At 48.7% G+C, this 25,546-nt stretch carries 2 protein-coding genes (1 of these 2 only partly in view); both read right to left on the reverse strand.

Going from position 1 to position 25,546, the window contains the following annotated elements:
• Positions 1-18,009: an SDR family NAD(P)-dependent oxidoreductase gene (locus MHH48_RS21455; RefSeq protein WP_076321931.1), complete on the reverse strand. Its 18,009-nt coding sequence runs from the start codon at positions 18,007-18,009 to the stop codon at positions 1-3.
• Positions 18,006-25,546 carry the 3' portion of an SDR family NAD(P)-dependent oxidoreductase gene (locus tag MHH48_RS21460; protein WP_076321932.1) on the reverse strand. The gene runs 2,791 nt beyond the window's last position, so 7,541 of the gene's 10,332 nt are visible here — the last part of the coding sequence; its start codon lies beyond the right edge, outside the window — the gene reads right to left on this strand; the stop codon is at positions 18,006-18,008. The genes MHH48_RS21455 and MHH48_RS21460 overlap by 4 nt, the downstream gene beginning before the upstream one ends.

Genomic DNA, 25,546 nt, shown 5'->3' on the forward strand with positions numbered 1-25,546 from the left:
TCATGCCTTGACTCCGTGTAATTCTTTCGTCTTCTCTTTAAACATGTGGAGAAACTCTTTGGTCATGCCATGTTCAGAATATAACTCTTCGCAAAACGCAAAAATCGTTTCATAAGATTTGGCTTCTGATAACAGCACCATATGATTGGAAGGATCTATATCCATCACATGCAGTTTAGGAAATTGACGTTCCCATTCCTCCCAGTAGGTTGCATGGTCTAGAGCTGAAGAATCTTCCGTTGTAGAGAAATAGGGTTCCAGCTCTCCAAAGATCAGTCCACCCTTATTGCGGAAATAGTAGCAGGTTACGGCTTCGGGGTCGGATAGTGGCCTCACCGAAAACCGATCAAATTGGTATGCATGTTGTATCTTGATATTCGCTTCAATCATCGACATGATTTGATCCTCCGTCTTGGTGAGTCCGCGGGTGTTTCCAAGCTTAATTAACTGTTCAAACAATTCCTCTTCCTGAACATTCAGATCCAATTCATTCCGATGGATGAGCGTCTGCATAAATTTATCCGGTTCCTGAAAATTCTTTGAAGCAAGGGCCAAATTAACGGCTTGCAATACGGCCGTCTTTCTGGAAACGGCTCCTTGCTGAAACTCTTTTCCATATGGTGAATCCAGCATCACCACTGAATTCACCGAATGTCCAAGCTCCTGCAATTGACGTGTCACTTCATACGCCAGTACTCCGCCTAAGGAGTAACCTCCCAGATCATAAGGCCCGTTAGGCTGAACGGATTGAATAATATGGGCATAGTACGCAGCCATCGCCCCAACCCCTTTTAACGGGGATCGATCAGTTAACCAACCTCTTGCCTGGATGCCGTAAAATGGCCGCTCGCTCTTTTGCGCGAGCTTTTGATACATTTCCACGCCACCCAAGCCGCCATGGAACCAAAATACGGGTGATCCCTGCGAGCCATTGTTAAGAAGGATTAGCTCGGGAAACTGCGGCCAACTCCCAGGCACTTCGGACTTGCCTTGTCGGCTGAAGATGCTTGATCCATCCTCTTTCATTAGCGATTCGATCATTGTAATGATGTGCAGAAGCGTCCTGCATTCCTGAAGTTTAACGAGATCCACCGCCGGAGCCAGCTGATTCTGCAATTGCTGCAAGAGCTGCATCAATAGAATGGAGTCAAGCCCATATTGATCCAAAGGCAGGTCTGGACTCAACTCATGGGGGGCCAATCCCAGTATTTTCGATACGATATCGATAACACGGCTGCTTACATTAGGGTCCGTCTCAGCCATTATCGATGTGGTTGCAGTGAAACGATGGGTTGAAGCTGCACGTTTAAGCTGTCCCGGATGGATCTCTTGTGCTCCATCGCCATCAAGATCGGGCCAACACCTTCTCCTCTCAAACGGATAGACAGGCAGTGACATTCTACGAACCTCTTTTGCATCGTGAAGTGTTTCCCATGGAAATATGCCGCCTCTTGTCCATTGGAGAGCGATATCCGTCAGGTTGTTATCCACAAATAATGTTAGGACAGCATCCGAATCCATTTTGGACTTGGAATTGACTGTCTCTCCTGTAAAAATGACAGGATGCGAATCTTTCGCCATCGGGACGACTTGCGATGTTTTCAGGAATTGCCTGAAACCACTAATCAGCTCCTCGCGGCTGCTTGCAACAAAAGCCAGCCGGGATTCCATCTGTTCTCTGCCTATCTGCAAGGTGTATGCGAAATCCGATAAAAAGAATTCCGGCGCACGTTCTGCATATTCAAGCATGCGCCGAGCATATTCTACCAGTCGCTCTGTACTTTTTGCCGAGAGAGCTACGATCTGAGGTTTCCTCGAAGGTTCCTGATGCTTACCGGCAGCCACCGGAATATACTCTTCCAGGATGACATGAGCGTTCACACCGCCGATGCCATAGCTGTTTATCGTCGCACGTCGCGGTAGCACCTTTCCATGCGTATCGGTTAACGGCTCCCATTCATGATGCTCTGCAGAAATTCGAAGCGGACTTCCTTCCAGCGAAATATGCTGACTTGGACTCGTAAATCGTTTCACTCCAGGGATAAGTTTGTGTCTTATCGCCTGAATGGACTTGATCAACGAAGCCATGCCTGAAGCAACTTCCCCATGACCCAGCGAAGGCTTCAGCGTGCTGATATAACAAGCACTCTCTCCCCATGAATCAGATGAAGATGGATCGTTTGACGCTATCTCCTGATAACCCGTCTTCAATGCATTGACTTCGATGCCGTCGGCGATAGGCGATGCGATACCATGAGCTTCAATATAGGATATCGTCCGGGGGCTAACTCCCGTGCCTTTAAATGCTTGGGCCATGGCTGCCTTCATCCCAGCAGCATTGGGTGAGGTCAATGACATTCCTTTGCCCCCATGGGACACGCCGGTCCCTTTGATTACAGCATAAATTAAATTATTGTCCTCAATCGCTTTCGACAACGGCTTGATGATGATTGCACCAACACCCTCGCTCCGAACAAATCCGTCCGCGTTGGACTGAAAGGATTTAGCTCTTCCATCCGGGCTTAGATATCCCATAGCATCAAAGCCTATGAAGCCTATAGGAGAAATCAGCAGGTTTACAGCGCCTACAATCGCTTGCTCGCATTCTTGGTTATATATGGATCGGATCGCTCGATGTAACGCCACCAATGTAGAAGAGCAAGCCGTTTCATAGTATTCACTGGGTCCTTGCAAGTTTAATGCATATGAAATGCGGTTCGGAATCAGGGATGGGACCACGCCCGTCATCGCTTGGGGATTCCCTTGTGAAATCGAAGTGACGTTCATATAATCGCCTGGGCCTGCAGCTACGAAAACGCCTGTAGGATGTTGCGAGAGCTTGCTCGGCGAAATGCCGGCATCTTCAACCGCCTTCCAAACCTGAGTCAGCAGGAGACGCTGTTGGGGATCCATCATTTCGGCTTCTCTCGGAGAAATACCGAAAAATAACGGATCAAACTCTTCCACGCCTTGAATAAAGCCTCCCCATTTCAGACTGGTTTGCTCTTCGTCTTCAGAAGGATCGTCCAAGCATTCTCTCCAATCCCAGCGTTCTTTCGGTATTTCCGTTATACAGTCCTTGCCCTCCACGATATTCTTCCAAAATTCATCCACATCCTTTGCCATCGGAAACAGGCCACTGATGCCCACAATCGCAATTGGCTCAGATTCAGAATCGCTGGCCTCCGGGTCCGGAGACGGCGACTCAGACCGAACTGCTATCCTTCCCGGTCGAGAACGTGATTTTCTCAAGAGAATCTCTTCTTCTTCGGGCCCCCTTGTCTTCGGTACGGTTAGATCCTCCTGGACGGTTAATGAAGCCTTTTCATCAAAGGCAGTCCGATGTTCCGATAACAAGTATTCGGCAAAGCTATCCAGCGTCGTATATTCAAAGAACACGGTAGGCGTCAATTCAAGATGGTATTCCTCATTCAGAAGATTGGCAAATTGCGTAAGCGAGATCGAATCAAACCCATACTCACTTAACTCCGATTGCATATCGATATCTTCCAGCTTGACCTTTAGCAGCTTGGATACAGTCTGGACCAAGGCTGTCTCTACTCTTGCCGGCAAGTTGGTATCATCTGACTTAACGGGTGCTGACATGTTCTCATGCTGAACGGATGCGGCTGCCGGCAGCATTCTAGGCTTCACTCGGGACATGATGCCTGTCATTACTACCACCTGGTTCCTTCCCGAGGCCAACCCCTGATACAGCGCTTGGATACCTGTCGAAGTCTGCATTGGGACAGTACCGAGGCTCTTCATCATGATTTTTTCGACTTCCTCGTCAACACGCATCCCGCCTTCTTTCCAGAGCGGCCAACTGATGGATAACATGCGTCCATGCCTTTGCCTGGAAGCCGTAAGCGCATTTCTATACTCAGCGTAAGTATCCATGAAAGCGTTAGCGGCCGAATAATCCGCCTGTCCCGGATTCCCCGTTGCCCCGGCCACAGAAGAAAACGCAATGAACAAATCCAGTTGAATGTCTTTGCTGGCTTCGTCCAGATATACGAGTCCCCTTACTTTGGGTGCCATCACGTTTTCCAGCTCTTCGACATCTTTTCTAAGAATTAGATTGTCCCGGATAATGCCCGCCCCATGAATGATGCCGTTCATGCTTCCGTATTCCTCATGAATGCTCTGAATCAAGGAGGTAACCTGCTGCTTATCTGTCACGTCGACTTGTCGATAATCAACCTTGGCTCCAAGAACCCGCAGTTCATCCAGTTCGGCATGCGTACCCTCATGCAGTGATGAGCGTCCGGTAAGAATCAATACGGCCTCTTTCGCTTTTTGGAGAATCTCTTTGGCAAAAATGATGCCAAGACCTCCTGCACCACCTGTGATCAGGTAAATGCCTCGGTCTCTCCAGGGAGCAGCCGCCTTCATAACGTCAGCTTGGAGTTCATCCCATCCGGCAACCCAACGTTTGCCGTCCCGATACCGAATACGTTGATCCATTGGATGGTGACTGTTCTCCATGAATACGTCCGTTATATTAGTATCAACGGATTCTATTTCGATATATTGACATACAAGCTTGGAGTTTTCCGACTGTGCAGCCTTCATCAAGCCGGAGATCCCCGATAACAACAGCTGATCGTGTTGTGAGAGTGACAACACCTGGATAAGGATTTTATCTTTGGGCTTGTCTCTCAGAATCGCTTGAATTTCCTCAAAGATTCGGGCCGAATACGTTATAAACCGCTCTTCTATTCTTTCCTGATATGATTCCAGCGTAATGCAACGGGCCTGGCTCAACTGATGGTTTAAACTCTGCATGCCCGAACCGATCTCACACAGGAACACCAAGTGTTTGGCATACTCCGGGGCACTGCCAATCCGAGCAACTGGCTGGTCCCTCCAGATCGGTTCCAGCATGAGGGTACCAGGCGTTTCCGAAACCGTTGATGATTTCACCTCTCCGTCAAGCACCCTGGTTGAAAACCCCCTCATTTTTACATAAACCTTACCCTGAGCATCACATAGGTCGATATCCAGTTTCTGCACTTTACTCTCTGGTTTATTTCCGTCACTGTACCGGATTCGTGCCCACATCTCGGAAGGACAGCTGCGGAAAACCTCCAGCTCATGCAGGGCAAACGGAAGCCCCGGCTTCAACGAAGCACTCGACGCTGAATCAGAGCTCATCATCATGGATATGGTGGCCTGCAGAGCAGAATCCATTAGGCTGGGATGCATCGTAAAAGGAGAAGCTGCATCTGTCACTCCGGATGGAAGAGACAGCTTCGCTAACGCCTGGCCGCTGCCCAGATAGACTTTTTTTATGCCTTGATGTGCTGGACCGTATTGTATACCCATTGCGCTATAGGTTTCATAGATCTTGCTTGATGAAATGATGTCCAGGTTGCATTCAGCCAGAAGCGATTCAATATCCAACGAAGCATGCTCATTCATGCTGCATACTTCCGCACTTCCCTGACTGTGCAGCACCGGTTCTCCTCCCGCTTCCTGCACACTGTATACTTCATAGGCAATTTCACCATTGTCCTCATGATATAGATCCAAATGGACTTGAACCGGTTGATCTTCCGCCACAATGGGCCGAGCCCATACGACATTTTTAAGGCGAATTCCTGTGCGACCTTTCTCCAGCGTCTCTCCGGCAATTTGTTCTACGGCCGATCGCGCCATTTCAAGATAAGCCACTCCAGGCAGAACTCGCTGTCCCTTCACAACATGATCCTTTAGGAAAAACTCACTCCCCGTAAAGACCGAACTGAAACGCAGCCCCGAAAGATCTGAGGTATTCCGGTGAAGTAAAGGATGAACAACAGATACGGCCGGAACTCCAACAGGTTTTGTTGTATCAGTATCCTTCTCGGTCTCAGGGATCCAGTAAGGTTCACCAGCAAACGGATAAGTTGGCAAGCCAATGCGACACGGCTTAACGTCTCCATAGATCTGGTTCCAGTCGACGCCCAGTCCTCTTACCCAAAGATTGAGAAGTTTGGCGTATTTTCCGCGTTGGATCCATTTGATAACGGCTTCCTGAAACTCTTCATCCGCTTCGAAGACTGACATCGTCTCCTTATTGCGTTTGACCTTTCCCCGGAACATATCCTTGATATGACCACGGCCCTCAATGAATCCTTCCAACTTCATCTTAAGATCGTCCATGGACCCTACGATCCATGCCAATCGTTCTTCCATTGCTTCACGCCCCACTTGAAGCGTATAGGCAATATCAGGAAGCGCAGCGTCCGAGAACTGTTCTTCCGTGAGAGCATACAATAACTGCCTGGCCTGTTCCCGGAGCCTGTCTTCGTTTTTAGCCGATAAGAGAATCAACGCAGGACTTTGCGAACTGACGGCAATGCGGGCCCGTTGATCGTTCACCTGGACATACTCTTCAACTATGATGTGTGCGTTAGCTCCCCCTGCACCGAAGGACGAAATACCGGAACGGCGAGGAACTTCCTGTCCATGAATCGTTGGACGTTTCCAATGAGCGGTATCACGTTGCACAACAAATGGCGTACGATCAAAGTCAATATTAGGGTTTAATCCATGCCCGTGCATGACATTTTTCACTAAGGTTTGATGCTTCAATTGAAGCAGCACTTTGGTAAGCTGCGCAATACCAGCCGCTGCCTCTGCATGTCCAATGTTGGATTTGACAGAAGAAATGGAGCAATATCCTGTATCTTCGGTATATTTGCCGAATACATCCGTCAAACCTTTAATCTCAATCGGATCCCCGAGCGACGTTCCGGTGCCGTGAGCTTCAATGGAACTGATGCTTCTTGGATCAATCCCGCTTTGGATAAGCGCCTTTTCAATCGCCTGAGACTGGGACACTGGACTTGGTACCGTATAACCGTTCGTCCTGCCCGCATGGCTGACCGCGGTCCCTTTTATGACCCCGTAAATGGAGTCCTGATCCTTGATTGCCTCCTGCAAAGGCTTCAAAAAGAGGGCGCCTACCGCCTCAGACGGCACATAACCTGTTCCCCCTTCGCCAAAAGCGCGGCATCTGCCGTCGGAAGCGCTGAATTGTCCCTGGCACAACGTAATATACTTGCTAGGATGAAGCGAAAGATTTACACCGCCGGCGATTGCCATCCGGGACTGCCCATTTCGGATGCTTTCACAAGCCAAGTGAACTGCATATAGGGATGAAGAACAGGCTGTGTCCACCGTTAAACTTGGACCTGTAAAATCCATGATATAAGACACCCGGTTTGCGATCGAGAACATCTGGCTTGTCGCCAGGTACATCTCTTTATTGGCTTGCCCGGCATCATCGGCCATAAACAACTGATAGTTGTTAAAAGTAGCACCGACAAAGACTCCGATTTGATTTCCATACCCATCCCGCTTCAGCGATTCCCGGGTATATCCCGCATTCTCCATACATCCCCAGGCAACCTCAAGAAACAGGCGTTCCTGCGGATCCATGTATATAGCGTCTCTCGGTGAGATATTAAAAAACAATGGATCGAAATATTCAATACGATCCAAAAAGCCTCCCCACTTGCTATAGCTTAAACCCTTCGCTACCGCTTTGGTCCGGTCCGGTTCATAGAAGCCGTCTAAAGACCAGCGGCTCGCCGGAATTTCTTCTATGGAGTCCTTTCCCGCGTACAGGTTATTCCAAAACTGCTGAAGCGTATCTGCTTTCGGATAGCGGCCAGCTAACCCGATAATGGCAATATCGGTCGAGGCGTTTGGCTGCCGATCCGTTAATAAGATAGAGCGGCTTGAAGGTATCGCTGCTGGATTAGAGGCTTGAGGAGGCTGTTTTGGGGCCGGTCCCGCCTGCTCAGCCTGCCTCAAGCTCTTCCGAGACGCCCCATTCACGGCCGTATCCACATGCTTGGAAACCGCTTCATGAAATTCCTGTGCCAAATAAGCGGCTAATGCTTGGATGCTGTTGTACGTATAAAAAAGAGTCGCGTCTAACTGTCCGATCCATAGCTCAATTTTTTTATTTAACGCATGAATCATCAGGGAATCCAGTCCCAATTCTTCAAAGGAAGCTGCATCCTCTAATTTTTCATAGGGAATCCCGGTTACCTCCATCAAGAGGGTTCTTAGTTGTACGGAAACTGACGATACCAGCGCATCTGAATCCATTTCGGCTGAATGATGTGGAATCTCAACATCAGCTTCGATCTCCAGTTCATATGTGCGGCCGACTAACGGACTCACCTCGACTTCTACTGAAGGATGAGGTTCAGGTTCTGTGTCATTGCCCCTCCTGATTGTTTGTTCATCAATTTCCGCTTCAGCAGTATCCACCCAATAGCTGTCTCGTTCAAATGGATACGTCGGCAGCTTGACCTTGTAAAGTCGAACATGACCAAAAAGTTGACCCCACTCGATTTCATATCCCTGGCAGTAAAAGTCCGCCAGGGCATATAGCGTCTCTTGAAATTGGCTTTTGCCAAGATGCTGGGTACGGCTCTTCGCAAGAAGTTCCTGTATATACAGTTGCATCACTTTTTGTCCGGTAAAATCGCGGGGAACCCTGCCTTCGAAAAGATTCGGCACTTTCTCGCGGTTCCCAGCCTGTTTCATTACATACACAGCATCGCTTAAATCCTGTATGACAACGGCACAGCGATAACTGAAATGAACGCGGCCATTCAGCAGCGTATAGCTGATATGCTGAAGGTCCTCTTCACCCCACTTCTCATTAACGAGTGCATGAAGCATATCCCGGATTTTTTCCTCGAGCGCTTCTTTCGTTTTGGCTGAAAGTGCAAGCACATAGTACGGCGGTCGCTCCGTGGACACAGCAACTTTTTTCCTCGAGTAACTCTCGACAACCATGTGTGCGTTAGTTCCGCTCATTCCGAAAGCGCTAACGGCTCCTTTTAGGGATGCTCCGTTAGCTTGACTCCAAGCTTTCGCTTTCTTGTTCACATAGAACGGGCTGTCCGCCCATTGGATATAATCGTTCCCTTGCTCAAAATTAAGACTTGGCGGAATCATTTCATGACGCAGGGACATCACGAGATTAATCAGGCTAACCAGTCCGGAAGCCGCAAAAGTATGGCCGAAATTCGTCTTGGAAGAGGTAAGCGCGCAGTACCCCTGTTTCTCGGTATGCGCTTTAAACGCTTCATTCAAGGCATTAATTTCTACTGGGTCGCCCAATTTTGTCCCGGTGCCATGGGTTACAATGTACTCTATTTCTGCTGGATTGATCTGATATTGATGGTAAACTTCTTTCAACAGATTGGTTTGGGCAATTCCGCTGGGAGCTGTGATCCCATTGGTTCTCCCATCATAATTAACTCCGCTTCCGCGAATCACCGCATGTATAGAGTCCCCATCCGCTTCGGCTTGTGACAAGCGTTTGAATACCAAAGCGGTAACAGCTTCACCGGGAACCGTTCCGTTAGCCCGTTGGTCAAATGCATAACACTTGCCGTCTGCAGATAATATCCCAGCCTGACTAATGCCAGCGTATGCATTGGGTGTAAGCAGCAGATTGACTCCTGCCACGATGGCCGCGTCGCACTCTCCATTACGTAGGCTCATACACGCTTGATGAGCTGCAACCAGTCCCGATGAACATGCTGTATTAATGGCCATATTCGGCCCGGTCAAGTTCAAAAAATACGATAATCTCGCTGCCAGAATAGCATTATGGTTAGAGGTTATACTCCCTTTGTCTTTTACAAGCAGATGATAGTCGCCGTCTTCGACTCCAACAAACATCCCGATCTTGCATCCACCGAGCTTGTCCTCCCCATACCCGGCATCTTCCAACGCCCTCCAGGATTCCTGAAGCAAAAGCCGCTGTCTCGGATCCATCGTTTTCGCCTCATTAGGCGAAATCTCAAAAAACATCGGATCAAAATCACGGACGCCCGGAATGGTTCCGCACCATTTGCAATGGATTTGCGCAGATTCCTGCTCGCCATCCCCGTAGTATCGCCGCCAATCGAATCGCTCGGCAGGAACTTCCGACACGGCACTTTTGCCTTCCGCCAGGATCGTCCACATCTCATCGATGTTTCGGGCTTCCGGGAACCGTCCGCTCATGCCAATGATCGCAATAGGCTCTTGGAGGTTTGATGATGATGAAGCTATTCGTTCCTGCACCCTCGCTCTCTTGAATGCTTTTGGCTCAGATGAAGTTGTGTCCGGGAAGTTTGGCGATTCCGTATCTACGGTCTGACTTTCTCGATAAAATTCTGTCGTCATTTCGTTATGCTCTTTCAAAAAATAATCGATTAACTTTCCGATCGTGGATTGTCCGAAGAACAACGAAGGTGTGATATCCAAGCCATAATGCTCGGTCAGCACATTTGCAAATTGTGCAAGATTGATGGAATCAAAGCCGAATTCCGCCAAATTTTCGTCTAAATCCAGCTTATCGCGAGGAATTTTAAGCAACTGGCTTACGATTTCCTTCATATCCCATTCCAGACACTGCGCAAGACTCAAACCCTTCATTTCATTCCGCCATCCCTTGCCTGGAGCAGCATTCGCATTTGCGGTATTTGGTGTTTGTCTATTTGCTTCAAATGAATTCTCGTTGTTGGCTAGCCCCAGGAATCGATGCATCCTACTCCGCTGACCAACCAGCACTAGATGCTGCGAAAGACTGTGGGAAAGAATACGCTCAAATACTTGTAAGCCCTCTTCGGTCTCCAGTAAGCGCTGACCGCTGGATTTCAAATACATCTCGGTGTTATTCTGATCCTGAAAGCCCATGCCGCCTTCCTTCCAAAGCGGCCAATTGATCACGATGGAGCGACCGACTCGGTTCTGTTCGTTCCAGTATCGCGCATATGCCATCTGATACCGGTTTCCAATGGCGTAGTCGCATGAACCAAAATCGCCGATCACAGCCGAGGTGGATGAGAAATAACAGATAAATTCCAACTGCTGCTCATCCTGAAGTATTTCATCCAGTGCGAGTGTTCCTTCCACTTTAGGAGCGAGCACTGCATGGAAATCTTCCAACTCTTTTTCAAGTATATTTTGACTGCTTGACATACCGGCCGCCTGAATAACCCCATGAATAGGTCCGAAACGAGCCTTTGCAGCGACCAAACCTTCACGCATATGTTCTACATCACAAATATCGGATTGGACATATAGAACTTGACTGCCCAGTTCCTCCAGCTTCTTGATGCCGGCCCGTATTTCATCATTCATTGAGGATCTGCCTGTAAGGATTAAATTCGCAGCATATCGGCTTGCGATATGTCTGGCAAAGAGAAGCCCCAAGCCGCCGCATCCGCCGGTAATCAGATAGGTTCTCCCTCGCTTCAACATGATGGAATCATGCTCCAGCATGGTGGGCTCGACTCGGCAAATATACCGTTTTCCGTCCTGATACAGAACACTTGCTGATTGGTTGGCACGAAGTTCCGTCCACAGCTTCCCAATCGGGACTATCAGAGACTCCGTTCGCTCCCGGGCCTGCAAGTCAATGGAAACGACACTTACGCTAACATTTGGCAGTACGAGACCTAAAGATCGCTCAAAGCCAATCCATGATTCCAAATAACATCGCTCAATCGGATTCTCGAATTGGCCGGCAAGCAACAACTGCTTCGGTTTTAATTTTGCGGCAGCGATAGCCTGAACCATATGCACGATGCTGGAATAATCTTTGATGTATGCAGCATCTTCAATAGGCCATAAATACAGCACGGCATCGATTTCTTTGAAATCCTCGCGGATACTCGACAGCGCCTGTACATATGAATCCCTATTCGTCGCGGGAATACTGTAATCGTGCCTGGATTTCTTGTCAAAGACGGTACTTCGCCAAACAAAAATAACCTGCGTGTCTCCACCCAAGGCTGTGGCTTTGTCCGTAACAATCTGTTTGCTCTCCTCTTCTGTTAGGAAACAAACCAGCGTCTTTAAATCGGCGTTATGGATATCCTCTAAAGCCTCTTCTTCCCAGACCTCTTCAAATGTCATCAATTCGTAAGCTTCTTGCGGCGCCGCACCTTCTGTTATTCGAAGCTGATCTTGTCCCACAGAAGGCCCGTGATGTGCATCTCTTCGGGGCCTGTTTATGATTCGGAAGCGCCCGGGTTTCGTATTTGGAACGCCAGCGGTCGCGTCTTGGACAGATGCCCAATAATGCTCTCTGGCGAATGGATAAGTCGGAAGCTCTGTCAGCTGGGCCAGTGCACCGTCATATAAACCATCGCCACTGATCTCATACCCTTGGCAGTACAGATCAGCTAATGCATAGAGTGCTTCCCGGTATTTATCCGGATTTTCCTTTAGAGATTGGGCAGATCTCAGTAGATCGTTGACGTACTGCTGAATCAAAGCTTGGCCTTCAAAATCACGTGGCACTTTTCCAGCAAAGCGATTGGGCAGCCGTAAGGTATCCCCGTTTGCCGATAATATATATTCAGCGTCCTGTTTATCCCCAGCAACAACTGCCATACGATGGTTAAAATGCTGACGTCCTTCCAACAAGGTATAACTTATTTTGCTCAACGATTCCTGTGATGCATCCGCTTTTCCTAGCATGACAACCATATCTTGAATCTTCTCTTCCATTGCTTCCTTCGTTTTGGCAGAGAACGTAAGCAAATGATAAGGGGGAATGCCTGTTGGCTCTTCTACGGAAGCTGTAACGTAGCTCTCCAAAACCATATGAACGTTCGTTCCGCTCATTCCGAACGCACTTACGGCACCCAGACGTTTTTTATTTCCGCTGGCTGGCCAGGGTTTATTCGTTGTATTGACATAAAAAGGACTTTCCGTCCATCGAATATAATCATTCTCCTGCTCAAAATTCAGGCTTGCAGGAATCGTTTCATGACGGAAAGCTTGTATCAGATTGATCATATTGACTAACCCAGAAGCGGCAAAGGTATGCCCAAAATTCGTTTTATTGGAAGTAATTGCACAGTATCCTTGTTTATCCGTATAGGCTTTGAATGCATCTTGAAGGGCGTTTACCTCTACCGGATCCCCCAGCCTCGTTCCGGTCCCGTGTGTTACGACATATTCAACATCACCCGGGTTAACACGAGACTGTTCATAAACGGCTTTCACAAGCTCGGTTTGCGCAACTCCGCTCGGAGCCGTGATTCCGTTTGTTTTGCCGTCATAGTTAATACTGCTGCCGCGGATCACCGCCAAGATCGAATCCCCATCGGCTTCTGCCCTGGATAAACGCTTGAGCACAACCACGGTGACCGCTTCTCCAGGAACAAGCCCGTTCGCCCGTTTATCAAATGCAAAGCATGTACCATCCCTGGAGAGCATCCCGGCCTGACTCATTCCAACATACGGGTCTGGAGTAAGCATCAGATTGACACCGGCAGCAATGGCCGTATCACACTCATCATTGCGAAGGCTAAGACAAGCTTGGTGTGCTGCGGCCAGCCCAGAAGAACATGCCGTATCCACCGTGAGTACCGGACCATTCAAATTCAGAAAATAGGACAGCCTTGCCGCTAGAATAGCATTATGGTTGGAGGTAATCCCTGCCTCTCCTCTAACTAGCTGCTGGTAATCCCCTTGCTCAGCACCCACAAACATGCCAATTTTCCCAGCTCTGATTTTCTTGTCTCCGTAGCCAGCATGCTCCAACGCCTTCCAAGCTTCCTGCAGCAATAAACGCTGCCGCGGGTCCATCGATTCCGCCTCCTTGGGTGAAATCTCGAAGAATAACGGATCGAATTCGCTAACGCCCGGGATACAACCGCACCATTTACCGTCTGTCTTGTGAGGACCGTTGCCAGAGGTACTGTAATAATGGCGCCAATCAAATCGGTCAGTGGGAATTTCTCTCACTGCGTTCCTTCCCTCGGTCAGAATCGTCCACATTTCTTCAACATTTCTCGCTTCCGGAAATCGTCCGCTCATGCCGATAACGGCGATGGGCTCATGGGCATCATCAGATACGTTGCTGCTTAGCTTCACCTTTGACTGCGCGATTGGGCGTGCTTTGGGAGCGATCTTTGCTGGCCTGTGCTCGTCAGCCTCATAGTAGAACTCGGCAAGTGCTTCTTGATGCTCCTTCATCAAATACTCCATTATTTTACTTATCGTGGAATGACCGAAGAATACCGAAGGTGTTAGTTCCACCCCATAATGCTTAGACAGCCTGGTCGCCAAATGGGTTAAACTTATGGAGTCAAAGCCAAAATCAGCAAGATTGATTTCGCTGTCCAGCCTACCCTTCTGAATTTGGAGCAATATACCGATCTGCTCCTTTAAATCCCATTCAATGCACTGCTTCGTGCTCATGCCTCTCATTTCTCTTCGCCGGCCTTTACCTGACACAGCACTTCGATGACTTGCCGCGTGGTTTGTTTCCTTGGAGCTTCCATCCATCTCCATCCTTGCAGACTCATTCACATCCGCAGAATCCACGAGCGACTTCCGGGTTGATGAAACAACGCCTTCTTTAATCAGCTGTTTCTCTGCAATATAATATCGTTCCCTCGCAAAGGGATAGACGGGCAGACTTCGACGGCGTGGTTTAACGCCATTCCTATACAGGATATTCCAATCCACGCGCAGGCCCTGAACCCATATCATGGCGATGCTATGAAAATTCCGCTCCAGTACCAGCTTCTCCATCGCTGAATCCGCTTCTTCTATACTCTGTTGCTCTTTACCCGGCTTCATCTGTCCCCTGTAGAGTCCATCAATATCGTTGTGTCCCGTCACATAACGTGTTAGCTTAGCTCGAAGATCTTGAATCGATTCCGCAACGACTGCAATCCGTTCTTCCATGCCTTCTCGCCCAACCTGAAGAGTGTAAGCCATATCAAAGAGCTGACTATCCGATAAAATCTCCACATCCATCATCTCCAAAAGCTGTTTCACTCTCTCGTTAAGGCATGGTTGGTTTTTGGCTGACAACGGAATAACCACAGGAAGACCATCTTGAGAAGACGGAGCCGGGCGATACGTCTCCTCAGGCGTATATTCTTCCAAGATGACATGGGCATTGGAACCGCCTGCTCCAAAGGACGAGACACCCGCCATCCTAGGAAACTCTATAAGCTCTCCATCCATATGAATCACCGGTTTTTGCCATTCCTGAAGCGATTGTTGGACGACAAAAGGCGTGTTGGAAAAGTTAATGTTCGGATTCAGTTCTTTGGCATGCAGACTGGGTACCAGCATCTTATGCTTCATTTGCAAGACGATTTTGGTTAGACCGGCCATGCCGGCTGCCGCTTCCAAATGGCCGATATTGGATTTGGCTGAACCGATGGAGCAAAACCCCGTATCCCTTGTATCTTTGGAGAATGCTTGGGTAAGCCCCGTTATTTCGATGGGGTCGCCGAGATCGGTTCCTGTTCCGTGCGCTTCGATATAACTGACCGCTCTTGCATTTATTCCTGCTTTATCCAGTGCAGCACGGACGAGATCTCCCTGTGCTACAGGATTGGGTACAGTATAGCCGTTGGTTTTACCGCCATGATTCGTACTGGTGCTTCTAATCACGGCATGAATATGATCTTCATCTGCAATTGCACGTGACAGAGGTTTCAGAAGAACGATCCCCACGCCTTCGCCAGGAACGAATCCGTTTGCGCCTTGGCCAAAACTTTTGCATCTGCCATCCTTCGAGAGCATTTGTTGAACGCTAAGCCAATGATAATTGGAAGGGTGCAAGTATAGATTCACGCCGCCCGCGATCGCCATTTCACATTCTCCCAGATGAAGATGCTCACAGGCTTCATGAATCGCGGTCAGAGAGGAAGAGCACATCGTATCAATCGGCATGCTCGGTCCTTGTAAATTCAGATAGTACGAAACTCTGTTGGCGACTGAGCTAAAGGAGGTGTATGGGTTAACATGTTCCCCCTGCTCCCATAAACCGGGGCCGTACAGATCGTAACCCGTCTTCGTGATCCCGGCAAAAACGCCTACCCGGCGATGATGCCTGATCGCCAGATGCTCTCGCGTATATCCCGCGTCTTCTAACGCTTCCCAACAGGACTCGATGAACAAGCGCTCTTGAGGGTCCATCATCATGGCTTCACGGGGAGAAATATTGAAAAACAAAGGGTCAAAATCCGCAAATCCCTCTAAAAAGCCTCCCCATTTACTATAGCTCTTGCCTTGCGCCACCGCTTCCTGTGGATCCGGATCGAAGAAGTCTTCCATCGGCCATCGGTCACCAGGTATTTCAGTAATACAATCTCTGCCTGCCTTAAGATTCTCCCAATATTCGTTGAGATTGCGGGCAGAAGGATAGCGTCCGCTTATACCGATAATAGCAATGGGTTCTCGCGATTTAAGCTCAGGTTTATGGATTGGAGAGCGGGTAGAACGGTTCTTCTCTTTACGGAATGAAACGAGAACAGGAAAAGGTTCACCGGAACGCGAATCCACCGATGGTCTTGCAGATCCCTCCTCACTCTGCTCTCCCAGCCCTGTCCACCACACACATCGTTCCGCGTGTTCGGCAATCAGAAAATCAAGGACTTCACCTAATGTCTGGTACTCGTAGAACAATGTTTTGGAAAGCTCCCCGAAGATCCCTGCCATTTTTGCATTCAATTGGTTGATCATGATCGAGTCGATTCCATAACTCTCAAGGGGTTCATTCGCATGTAATTGGGTAACCTCGAGCCGTGTCACTTCTCCAAAGAGGACTTTGAGTTGACGGCCCGTTCTGTCTCTTAACAAGCCCTCATCGACTTGGTGACGCTTCATTGGTTCAGAAGCTGCTGATTTAGGAGTGGGACCGGGTAGCAGCCTCTCTCTGATCTGATCTACTTGACCTGACACGATGAGGACTCGATCATGACCGGAAGCCAGTGCTTGATGCATAGCCTGTATACCGGTTTTCGTGTCCAGAGTCGTCATTCCCCAGCTTTGCATCATCGATTTCTCCGTTATTTCATCAACTTCCATTCCGCCATCCTTCCAGTATGGCCAGTTGATGGACAACGATTGGCCTTGACGCAGTCCGGATGCTACGAGACCGTTTCTATACGCCGCATAGGCATCCATAAATGCGTTCGCAGCAGCATAATCCGCTTGTCCCGGATTGCCGAAACAGCCCGCGATCGACGAGAAGAAAATAAAGAAATCCAGCGGCAAATCCTTGGTGGCCGAATCTAGATATGTCGTCCCTGACACTTTGGGATTCAGCACTTGCTCCAATTCATCCCCGGTCTTTTTAAGTATGAAATTGTCACAAACGACACCTGCACCATGGATGATCCCATGCAGGCTTCCGAATTCCTCCAGGATGTCATGAATCAGGGGTTCTACCTGATCCTTAAGAGACACATCCGTTTGTTTATATTCGATTCTGGCTCCTGTTGCTCTCATCTCATGCAGTCTGGCTTCTTTATCCATAGAAAGTACAGAACGACCGGTAAGAATCAATACTGGAGCGTTAACTCGCCGGATAATATCTTCCGCAAACAGGAGTCCGAGTCCACCTGCGCCTCCGGTAATCAGATAAACCCCGTTGTCTTTCCATGGAATGCTCGCCTCCACCGGCGGAACAATAACTTCATTCCACCCTGCCTCCCACCTTTTTCCTTGATCAAAGCGTATGATATCTACTGCCAACCCCTTGCTGCGGTTAAGCATTTGCACGAGTATTGATGCCTCTACATCCGGTTCTATTTCTATCAGTTGACCGCTTAATCGCGGGTTTTCCATATGGGCTGTTCGTAGGAGGCCGTAAAGTCCGGTGAACAGCTTCTGCTCACCCTGAACCGGCACCACAAGTTGAATAAGCACCTCGCCGGTCACTTTCTGTTCCATTATCGTTTTTACGAGGTCAAGAAACTGCTGTGCATAAGATTGGAAGCGTTGATTGATCTCCAGGTAAGAAGGTGACTGAAGCATCAGGCACTCGATGCCTGTCAGCCCGCTCTGTAGACTTTCGAAGGTTGAATGATCCATCTCACAAAATATGGCTAGATGCCGGACATAACTCGACGGATTCCGACCATTCATGGTCTCTGATTCTTTATAGATCGGTGTAAACAACTGGACCCCTGAAGCAGAAACTGATCCTTTTGAACTTGAAAGAGCATCCTGATTTCTCATATTTGTAATCCTCCTCCAACCTTTGCGTGTTTTACGGTATGCTGTCCGTTGCTCTCCAATCGCGCTGTAAGTCCTCTCATGGTTGCGTATAACGCTCCGTGATGATCGCAGAAGTCAATATCCACTTTGATATTTGTCCCTTGAACGCCATACGCACTGTTTCGTACGTGAACCCATGACAATGGGGTTGGCTTACCGATCATGTGAACCTCCTGCAAGGATAGCGGTTGTGCAGAACTCACGATTCCGCTACCCATTTGCTCATACCAATCTGGCAAGAGGCCTAACGTCGCTTGCATAGCTGCCTCGGTTACACTTGGATGCAGTATGAAATGATGGGATGAGGCCCGGAAAGCAGAATGCATTGAAAGCTTCGCGAGCAGCTGGTGGTGTCCGATAAACATTTCCTCTACCACTTGCTGTTGAGGACTATGAATTATTCCTGCTTCCACATATACCTTGTACCACTCAAACTTCGAGAAATATTTCACATTGCATTGTGCCTGTACAAGACTCATATCAGCCCGCAATGCCTTGCTTTGAAGGGCAGTTGTCGACACCCGTCCCTGATTGTGTATAACCGGATCTATGCTATTCTTGTCCGCTGTACTGTAGATTTCATATGAAAGGTCTCCCGCATCCGGGAAGATATCAATATGGAGCTGCAAGTCTTGCACAAATTCAACCGGTTGGGACCAAACCACATCCTTGATCTGAATCTCTTCATGGGGGTCAAGGAAAACTCCCCCCGATAACTCCGCTGCTTTCCTGGCCATCTCCACATATATCATCCCCGAGAGTGTGTTCCTTCCTGAGACATCAGTTGAAGCCAGTAAAGGTTCGCCTCTGTTAAAAGTCGAGCTGTAGCGGACTCCCGAAAGATCCGATGTGTTCTGATGAAGCAGAGGGTGCAGCATGGCCTGCCCTTGTGGGGCCGATTCAATAGAAGAGCTGCCTTTGCCTTTTTCTTCCGGTACCCAATAGCGTTCAGTCGCAAAGGGATAGGTTGGCAGAGATATGATGGTATAGCGTTCATTCGAGAACAACGCTTCATAATCAAGCCCATATCCTTGAATATATAACTCAGCAATCGTTGTTAGCCGCTCCACATATTCGGTGGGTTCGACCGAATGGCATTCCTGGATGCATTGGTTTCCGTATCGCTTTAAGGAAGGCTGTTCCCGGCGATCATTTTCATTCAGTTCCGACACATAAACCTGTGGTACCTTGCTTCTGGCCAGCCATTTACCAAGGAATGTCATTAACTCATCCAAGCTCCGAACTACGCAGGCTAAGCGGTTGTTAAAATGCTTTCTTCCTGCCAACAAGGTATAGCTAAGGTTTCCGCAGTCTGCATGTCTGTCATCTTGGCAGAAATCCAGCAGTTGATTCGCCTGCTTGCGCAGCTGCTCAGGCGTTCGTGCAGATAACACAATCAGATATCCCGGTTTGTCGGTATGACTCCCTGTTGGTTCCGGTGCCTCTTCTATAACAATATGGGCGTTTGTTCCGCTGAATCCGAAGGAGCTCACGGCTGCTCGTCTTTTACCACTCCTTCCTTTCTCCCAATCCCTGAGGCTCGTATTTACATAAAAGGGGCTGTCCTTAAACTGAATATTCGAATTCCCCGTTTCAAAATTTAGCGTAGGCGGAATTTGCTTATGCTTCAAAGACAGCAAAACCTTAATGATTCCCGCGACGCCAGCCGCATGGGCCGCATGCCCGATGTTGGTCTTGATCGAGCCGATCGCGCAGTACTCTTTGTTGTCGGTATAATTTCTAAAAGCCTTCGTTAGTGCCTGATACTCAATCGGGTCTCCCAGCTTCGTGCCCGTTCCATGAGCTTCTACAACCTGTATGTCGCCGGGATCAATTTGGAAGGCATCATATACGTTTCGTTCCAGGCGTTCCTGAGAGACGGCGCTTGGCGCCGTTATGCCGTTCGTCGTTCCGTCCTGGTTCATTCCCGATCCGCGAATGACTCCATAAATATGATCTCCGTCATGTATCGCTTCCTGAAGACGCTTCAGTACTAGAACGCCCGCCCCTTCACCAGGGATAAATCCGTCAGCACGCTCGTCAAAAGTATAGCTGTGGCCCGTTGTCGAAAGCATCCCCGCTTTGTTGGTGCTCAAGTAGTACCATGGCGTAGACTGGATAAACACGCCTCCAGCCAATGCCATTTCCGTCTCGCCTGACCATAACCCCTGACATGCCATATGGACGGCGACTAATGAGCTGGAACAGGCCGTATCAATGGCGATGGCCGGTCCCTTGAGATCAAGATAATACGCAATCCGTGCCGGAATGACCGACCCGGCTATGCCCCAGAATGCTTGCGCCGGCGCATCATCTCCGAAGAGCTGTTGGTAATCGCCCGCACCTCCAAGGCAGCCGACATAAACGCCGCAATGGCGTCCCTGAATCCTGGATCCGGCATAACCTGAGTCCTCCAGTGCCTTCCAGCATTCCTCCATAAATATCCTTTGCTGAGGATCCATATAGCTGGCTTCCAGACCATTAATATTAAAAAAGAATGGGTCAAACTGATCTATATTCTCTACAAAACCTCCGCGATCGCAATACTGGGCCTCTTTCGGATAATGTGCCGAGAGATCCCAACGCGGAGACTCTCCAATAAGTTCTGCTCCGTTGGACAAGTGCGTCCATAGTTCGTTCACGTTAGCTGATTTAGCATACTTTCCGCTCATTCCAATAATGGCAATCGGTTCTTTATTCATGGGTGTCATAGGAGCGACCTCATGCTTAACGAGATCAGGTGCTTGCTTGCCTGATAAAGAAGCCTTGTCGATAAACCGGCTGGAATAAGATGGCGATGCTGCTTCAACTAGTTCAGGTATATCCAGCCGATTGTCATCAGAGACGACTGGTTTGTTTAAATTCTGCCCAAGCAGGCCAGCGACTGCATCCCTGTGATCCGATAAAATATAAGCTGTAAGCTGCTTAACTGAACTGTAATCAAACAGGCTCGTGGTATCGAGTTCGATGCGTAAGGCTTGATTAAGGACTTGTACCAGATGAACCCCGATAATGGAATCCAGACCATAGTCGGCGAAGGACTCCTCCAATTCGATTTCGTTCCTATTTACTTTTAATGCCTCGGAAAGCTTCTCAATGATGGTCTCCTTCACATGATCTTCCAGCATCTGTTCGGTCATGACCGTGCTGGCCTGTTTAGCGGCAACAATCTTAACTCGAGGCTGCTCTTCCACTGTGGCAATCGTTTCTAACCTGTCCCTCGTATCAAATGGTTTGGCATTAAACGTGCGTTTGACCTCCGCATCGGCTCTGTCTGAATGGGGCACTTGTTTCACTCGGACCACCCCGTTACTACTTGCCGCAATGATCTGCTGTCCCCATTCATGAGACTCTTTTGCCGGAAAAAAAACCGCTTCGTAGCCTTCGGACTCCAACACGTCCTTCCAGGTTTCGGGATACAGACCCGGACTACCAGGAATGCGTAAAGGTGCATCTTCATAAAGCCACCAACCTTCCAGGAGTCCAAAGGTTAAGTGCGTAAATAATCGGTTATCGCTCAGCTCATTGATTAGAATCAAACCGTTCTTTTTCAGGACGGATTTGGTATTGCCTAAAGTTTGGCGGGTATTTCGGGTCGCGTGAAGCACATTTGTTGCAATAGCTATATCGAATTCACCCAAAGGGGTGTCCGAGCCGGCAACGGGCGCATCAACATTCAATATTTTATAAGTCAAAAAGGGATTGTGCGGACCGTACTCCTTCTCAGCAAATAATAAAAACGCTTTGGAAATATCGGTGTAGCAATACTCCTCGATATAATCATTGTAAGGCTTTAATTTTTGGAAAAGCCTGCTGCTCGTTCCTCCCGTGCCGGCACCAATTTCAATGATCCGGATTTTAACGGCAGGAGATTCGTTGATCCGCTCCTCCATATAGGCCAATAAGGTATCGGCAAGAACTTCATTGAAATGATCGGCGACGGGATTATTTTTATAGATGCCCTCCACTAGGTTCATGGAGGAATTCGGAAACATAATATCGGTGGCCAGGCGTTTACCTGTCAGAATTTCAGGCAATGCAAGCATGACCTCTTCAGCTAGTGTCATCCATGCCTTTAAACTCGGATCTTCCAGCCATTCGACTTTTTTCAGTTCCCATTCCTTCCATAACAAGGCCTTATCAACGGATAACGGATCCGTTACTTTGTACATTTCACCATCCTGATAGAGGTAATGATGCTGCACAAGGACGCGCAAGCTTTCCTCAAACCACTTTTGGTACATTGGGATTATTCCAATATGGGCATTGCTCTCGGCTGACTTCGTATCCTTTTCCAATAATCCCATTGAGGATATCTCACTTAGCAGCATTCTTGATAGAAGGCTGATCATTTCCTTATTTAAACTTTGGGCCTCATTCATGTTCTGGAGCCGATCTGCTGTTCCCGAATTATAGTCCCTAATTTTGTTGATCACTGACGGTATGCTATCCGATCGGATATCGATGCGCTCTTTAGGATTCATGCCTTCCACGATAAGAGGTTTGGTCGTTGTAATCATCGCCATTTGATGAATCGGATTGGAAACCAATCGTTCCAAAGCTTTCATGCCAGCCTCAGGCTCAATGAGCCCCATCCCGATCCGGGACAGCTGCTGTACATCCTCTGAAGCAGAAGCGTCATCGCTGCTCCAATATCCCCAATTCATCACCTTCACCTTGCACGGCCATTCATGCGAAAGCCGATGTGCGAACGCATCCTTGAACGAACAGCCCGACGCGTAGTGGCTCTGTTTTGGATTTTTAATGAAAGCGATCAAGGAAGAGAAGAACATAACAAAATCCAATGGTTCCTTACGGAATACCTGGGCCATCCGTACGGTCACGTCAATCTTGGCCGATAGTCCTGATCTGAATTGATCCTCTTCCATGTCCAGGAGACTTCGATTCGACAGCACCATCGCCGAATGCACAACGCCGTTAATTCTTGAATATGTCTGCTTTATTTTTTCATAAGCTGCTCTGAGTTCTTCATAATCGGTTGCATCTGCTGAGATATAGACGGGTCTGGGTCCAAAACGAGCAATTCTATCCAAATCCGCCCGTATATGTTCATCCATCTGTCTGCGGCCGATCCACACCACATGGGCTCCATAAGCACGAACCATATACTCGCTCCATGCCTTGCCGATACCGCCAGCCCCTCCAATTACGACATATACGCCACCCTGCCTAAAGCTTGATTCCGCCGTTGCAGGATTATTCAATGGTATGAGCTGCTGTCGGTACCACTGCTGTTTCCGGTACACCCAAGGGTGTCCGCGCCGATCAGCAGGGAGAGTGAATATATCGGATACAGGCCACGGACTGCCGGCCTCCAAATCGATAATTCGGATATTCCAGCTCGGATATTCTTTTGCCATTGAACCTACCAGACCGTGAATGCCGGCATGCGAAGGATCGACCTTGCGAGATTCGTTAACCCTCTGCGTATCAAATGTGATCACTGTCCATCCCAAGGCGCGGGCAGAATAACCCAATCCAATGAACGCCTTAATCAAGCGGAACAATGGGATAACGCCATGCTCCTGTCGTTCAATCAGTTTTTCATCTTCCAGGGAAGTTGACGGACCTGCAGGAGCAACCCACACGATATGATCAACTATGCCGAAAGCTTCTAGTTTTGCAGCAATTTCTGATATCGTATCTGCTGGATTCAAATCAAAAAAATGCACCCGCGGGTACATCTGTTGAATCATGCTCCTATTCTCTTCCCCACCAACATATATCACGTGATCGGAATCATGCGCCTGCCATGTGCCATTCTCTGCCGGAACGGCCTCCCATGCTGGCACAAGATGTATATTTCCGACAGGCGTTTGTACCATTGCCTCCTGTGGAGCCGCATTAGACCGACTGCTGGCCTCAAGCTCCCCTTCCAGCACCCTTGTTGAGAATCCTTTGATACGAACACAAATATTGCCCTGATCATCACATATATCGATATCCAGCTTTGGAGTTAAACCTGTCTTTGCAGCCTTATCGTTGTTTCGTATCCATGCCCACATATTCGGCGTGCACTCCCCCCGAATATCCAGTTCCTGGAGGGCAAAAGGCATCACCGGGTTCACCGAAACCGGGGGCATGCCGCCAGAATTCATAGAATAAGCGATCGTCGCCTGTAAAGCTGAGTCCATTAGGCTTGGGTGGAGAACATACTCCTTCAAGGTATTAGAAACGGATGACGGCAAGGATAACTTAGCCAATATTTGTCCCGCACCTACATACGCTTTCTCTATTCCCCTGTGGGCCGGGCCATACTCCATCCCCGTCTCATGAAAGACCTCGTAGAATTGGGAGGATAAGAAGCACTGTTCGCCGCAATGCCTCTTCAAATCTTCAATATTCAAGACATCCTTCGTTCCAGCTGGTAGCAGCTCCGCACTGCCTTTGCTGTGTACAACAGGCTCTGCCCTTGTGCTCTCCTGAACTTGACTATATATTTCGTAAACGATCCCTCCATGCTCAGCGGGAAGCAGTCGGATATTCACTTCAGCATATTCCTCCCCAACGGAGACAGGCCGAATCCAAACCACATTTTTCAGACGGATTTCCGTATGATGCTCCGCTCGGCTGCCAAGGGATTCCATGACTGCCATACGCGCCATCTCCAGATAGGCAACACCCGGTAATATCTTCTGCTTCCCCACGACATGATCGGATAAGAAAAATTCATTTCCCCTAAAAGTGCTGCTAAATCGCTGCTCGGTAAAGTCGGACGTGTTTTTGTGCAGCAAAGGGTGTATCCCTGCTTCAGCAGTCGCAGCAACGATTGGTTTTCCGGCAGCTGGTACCCAATAACGCTCCCGTGCAAACGGGTAGGTCGGTAAACTGATCCGGGAAGGCCTGGTGCTCTCGCCGTATAATAAATTCCAATCTAACTCCATGCCCAAAGCCCACCCTTCAGCCAATTCATTCCAATTCTCCTCATCGATCCATTGGCTGACGGACTGCTTATTCCTATCACCTGCAGAGGAGGATGCAGCTGTATCCTTCATTAACTTGGCCTTGCCTCTAAAGCCGTGTTTAAGTTCTTTATTCTCCAGAAAAGCTTGAAGCCCCTGAATCAATTCGAGGATATCCTGAGCGACAAACACCACTCGTTCTTCCATGGCTTCGCGTCCGACTTGCAGTGTATAAGCCACATCTTCGATGGAGATTATCGAGCGGTTCTGTCCCCGCTTGTCCTGATCATCGGATCCGCCATCATGATCAGTTCCAACGTTAGGAGCCCCCATCACTTCTGGGTGCTCATTCAGAAGATGAGCGGTTACGGAAGCAATCGTGCTTCTCTGCCCCCATTCCTGATCATCGATCTCAACGAGGAATTCATCCTGAATTTTTCCCTTTAATAATCGAATATGAACAGGCTCGACTCCATATTCACTCCACGGAACATCTAGTTCAATGAGTTCTTCATGAACATGCATGATATCAGCTAATAATTCCTTCAGTTTACCTTGTAGACCGACTGTAAATC

The sequence above is a fragment of the Paenibacillus sp. FSL F4-0100 genome, from assembly GCF_037993005.1.
GTDB lineage: Bacteria > Bacillota > Bacilli > Paenibacillales > Paenibacillaceae > Paenibacillus_AQ.

Coding starts and splice junctions, on each gene's coding strand:
- MHH48_RS21455 (WP_076321931.1), bottom strand. CDS start 18,009: ATGAGAAATCAGGATGCTCTTTCAAGTTCAAAAGGATCAGTTTCTGCT.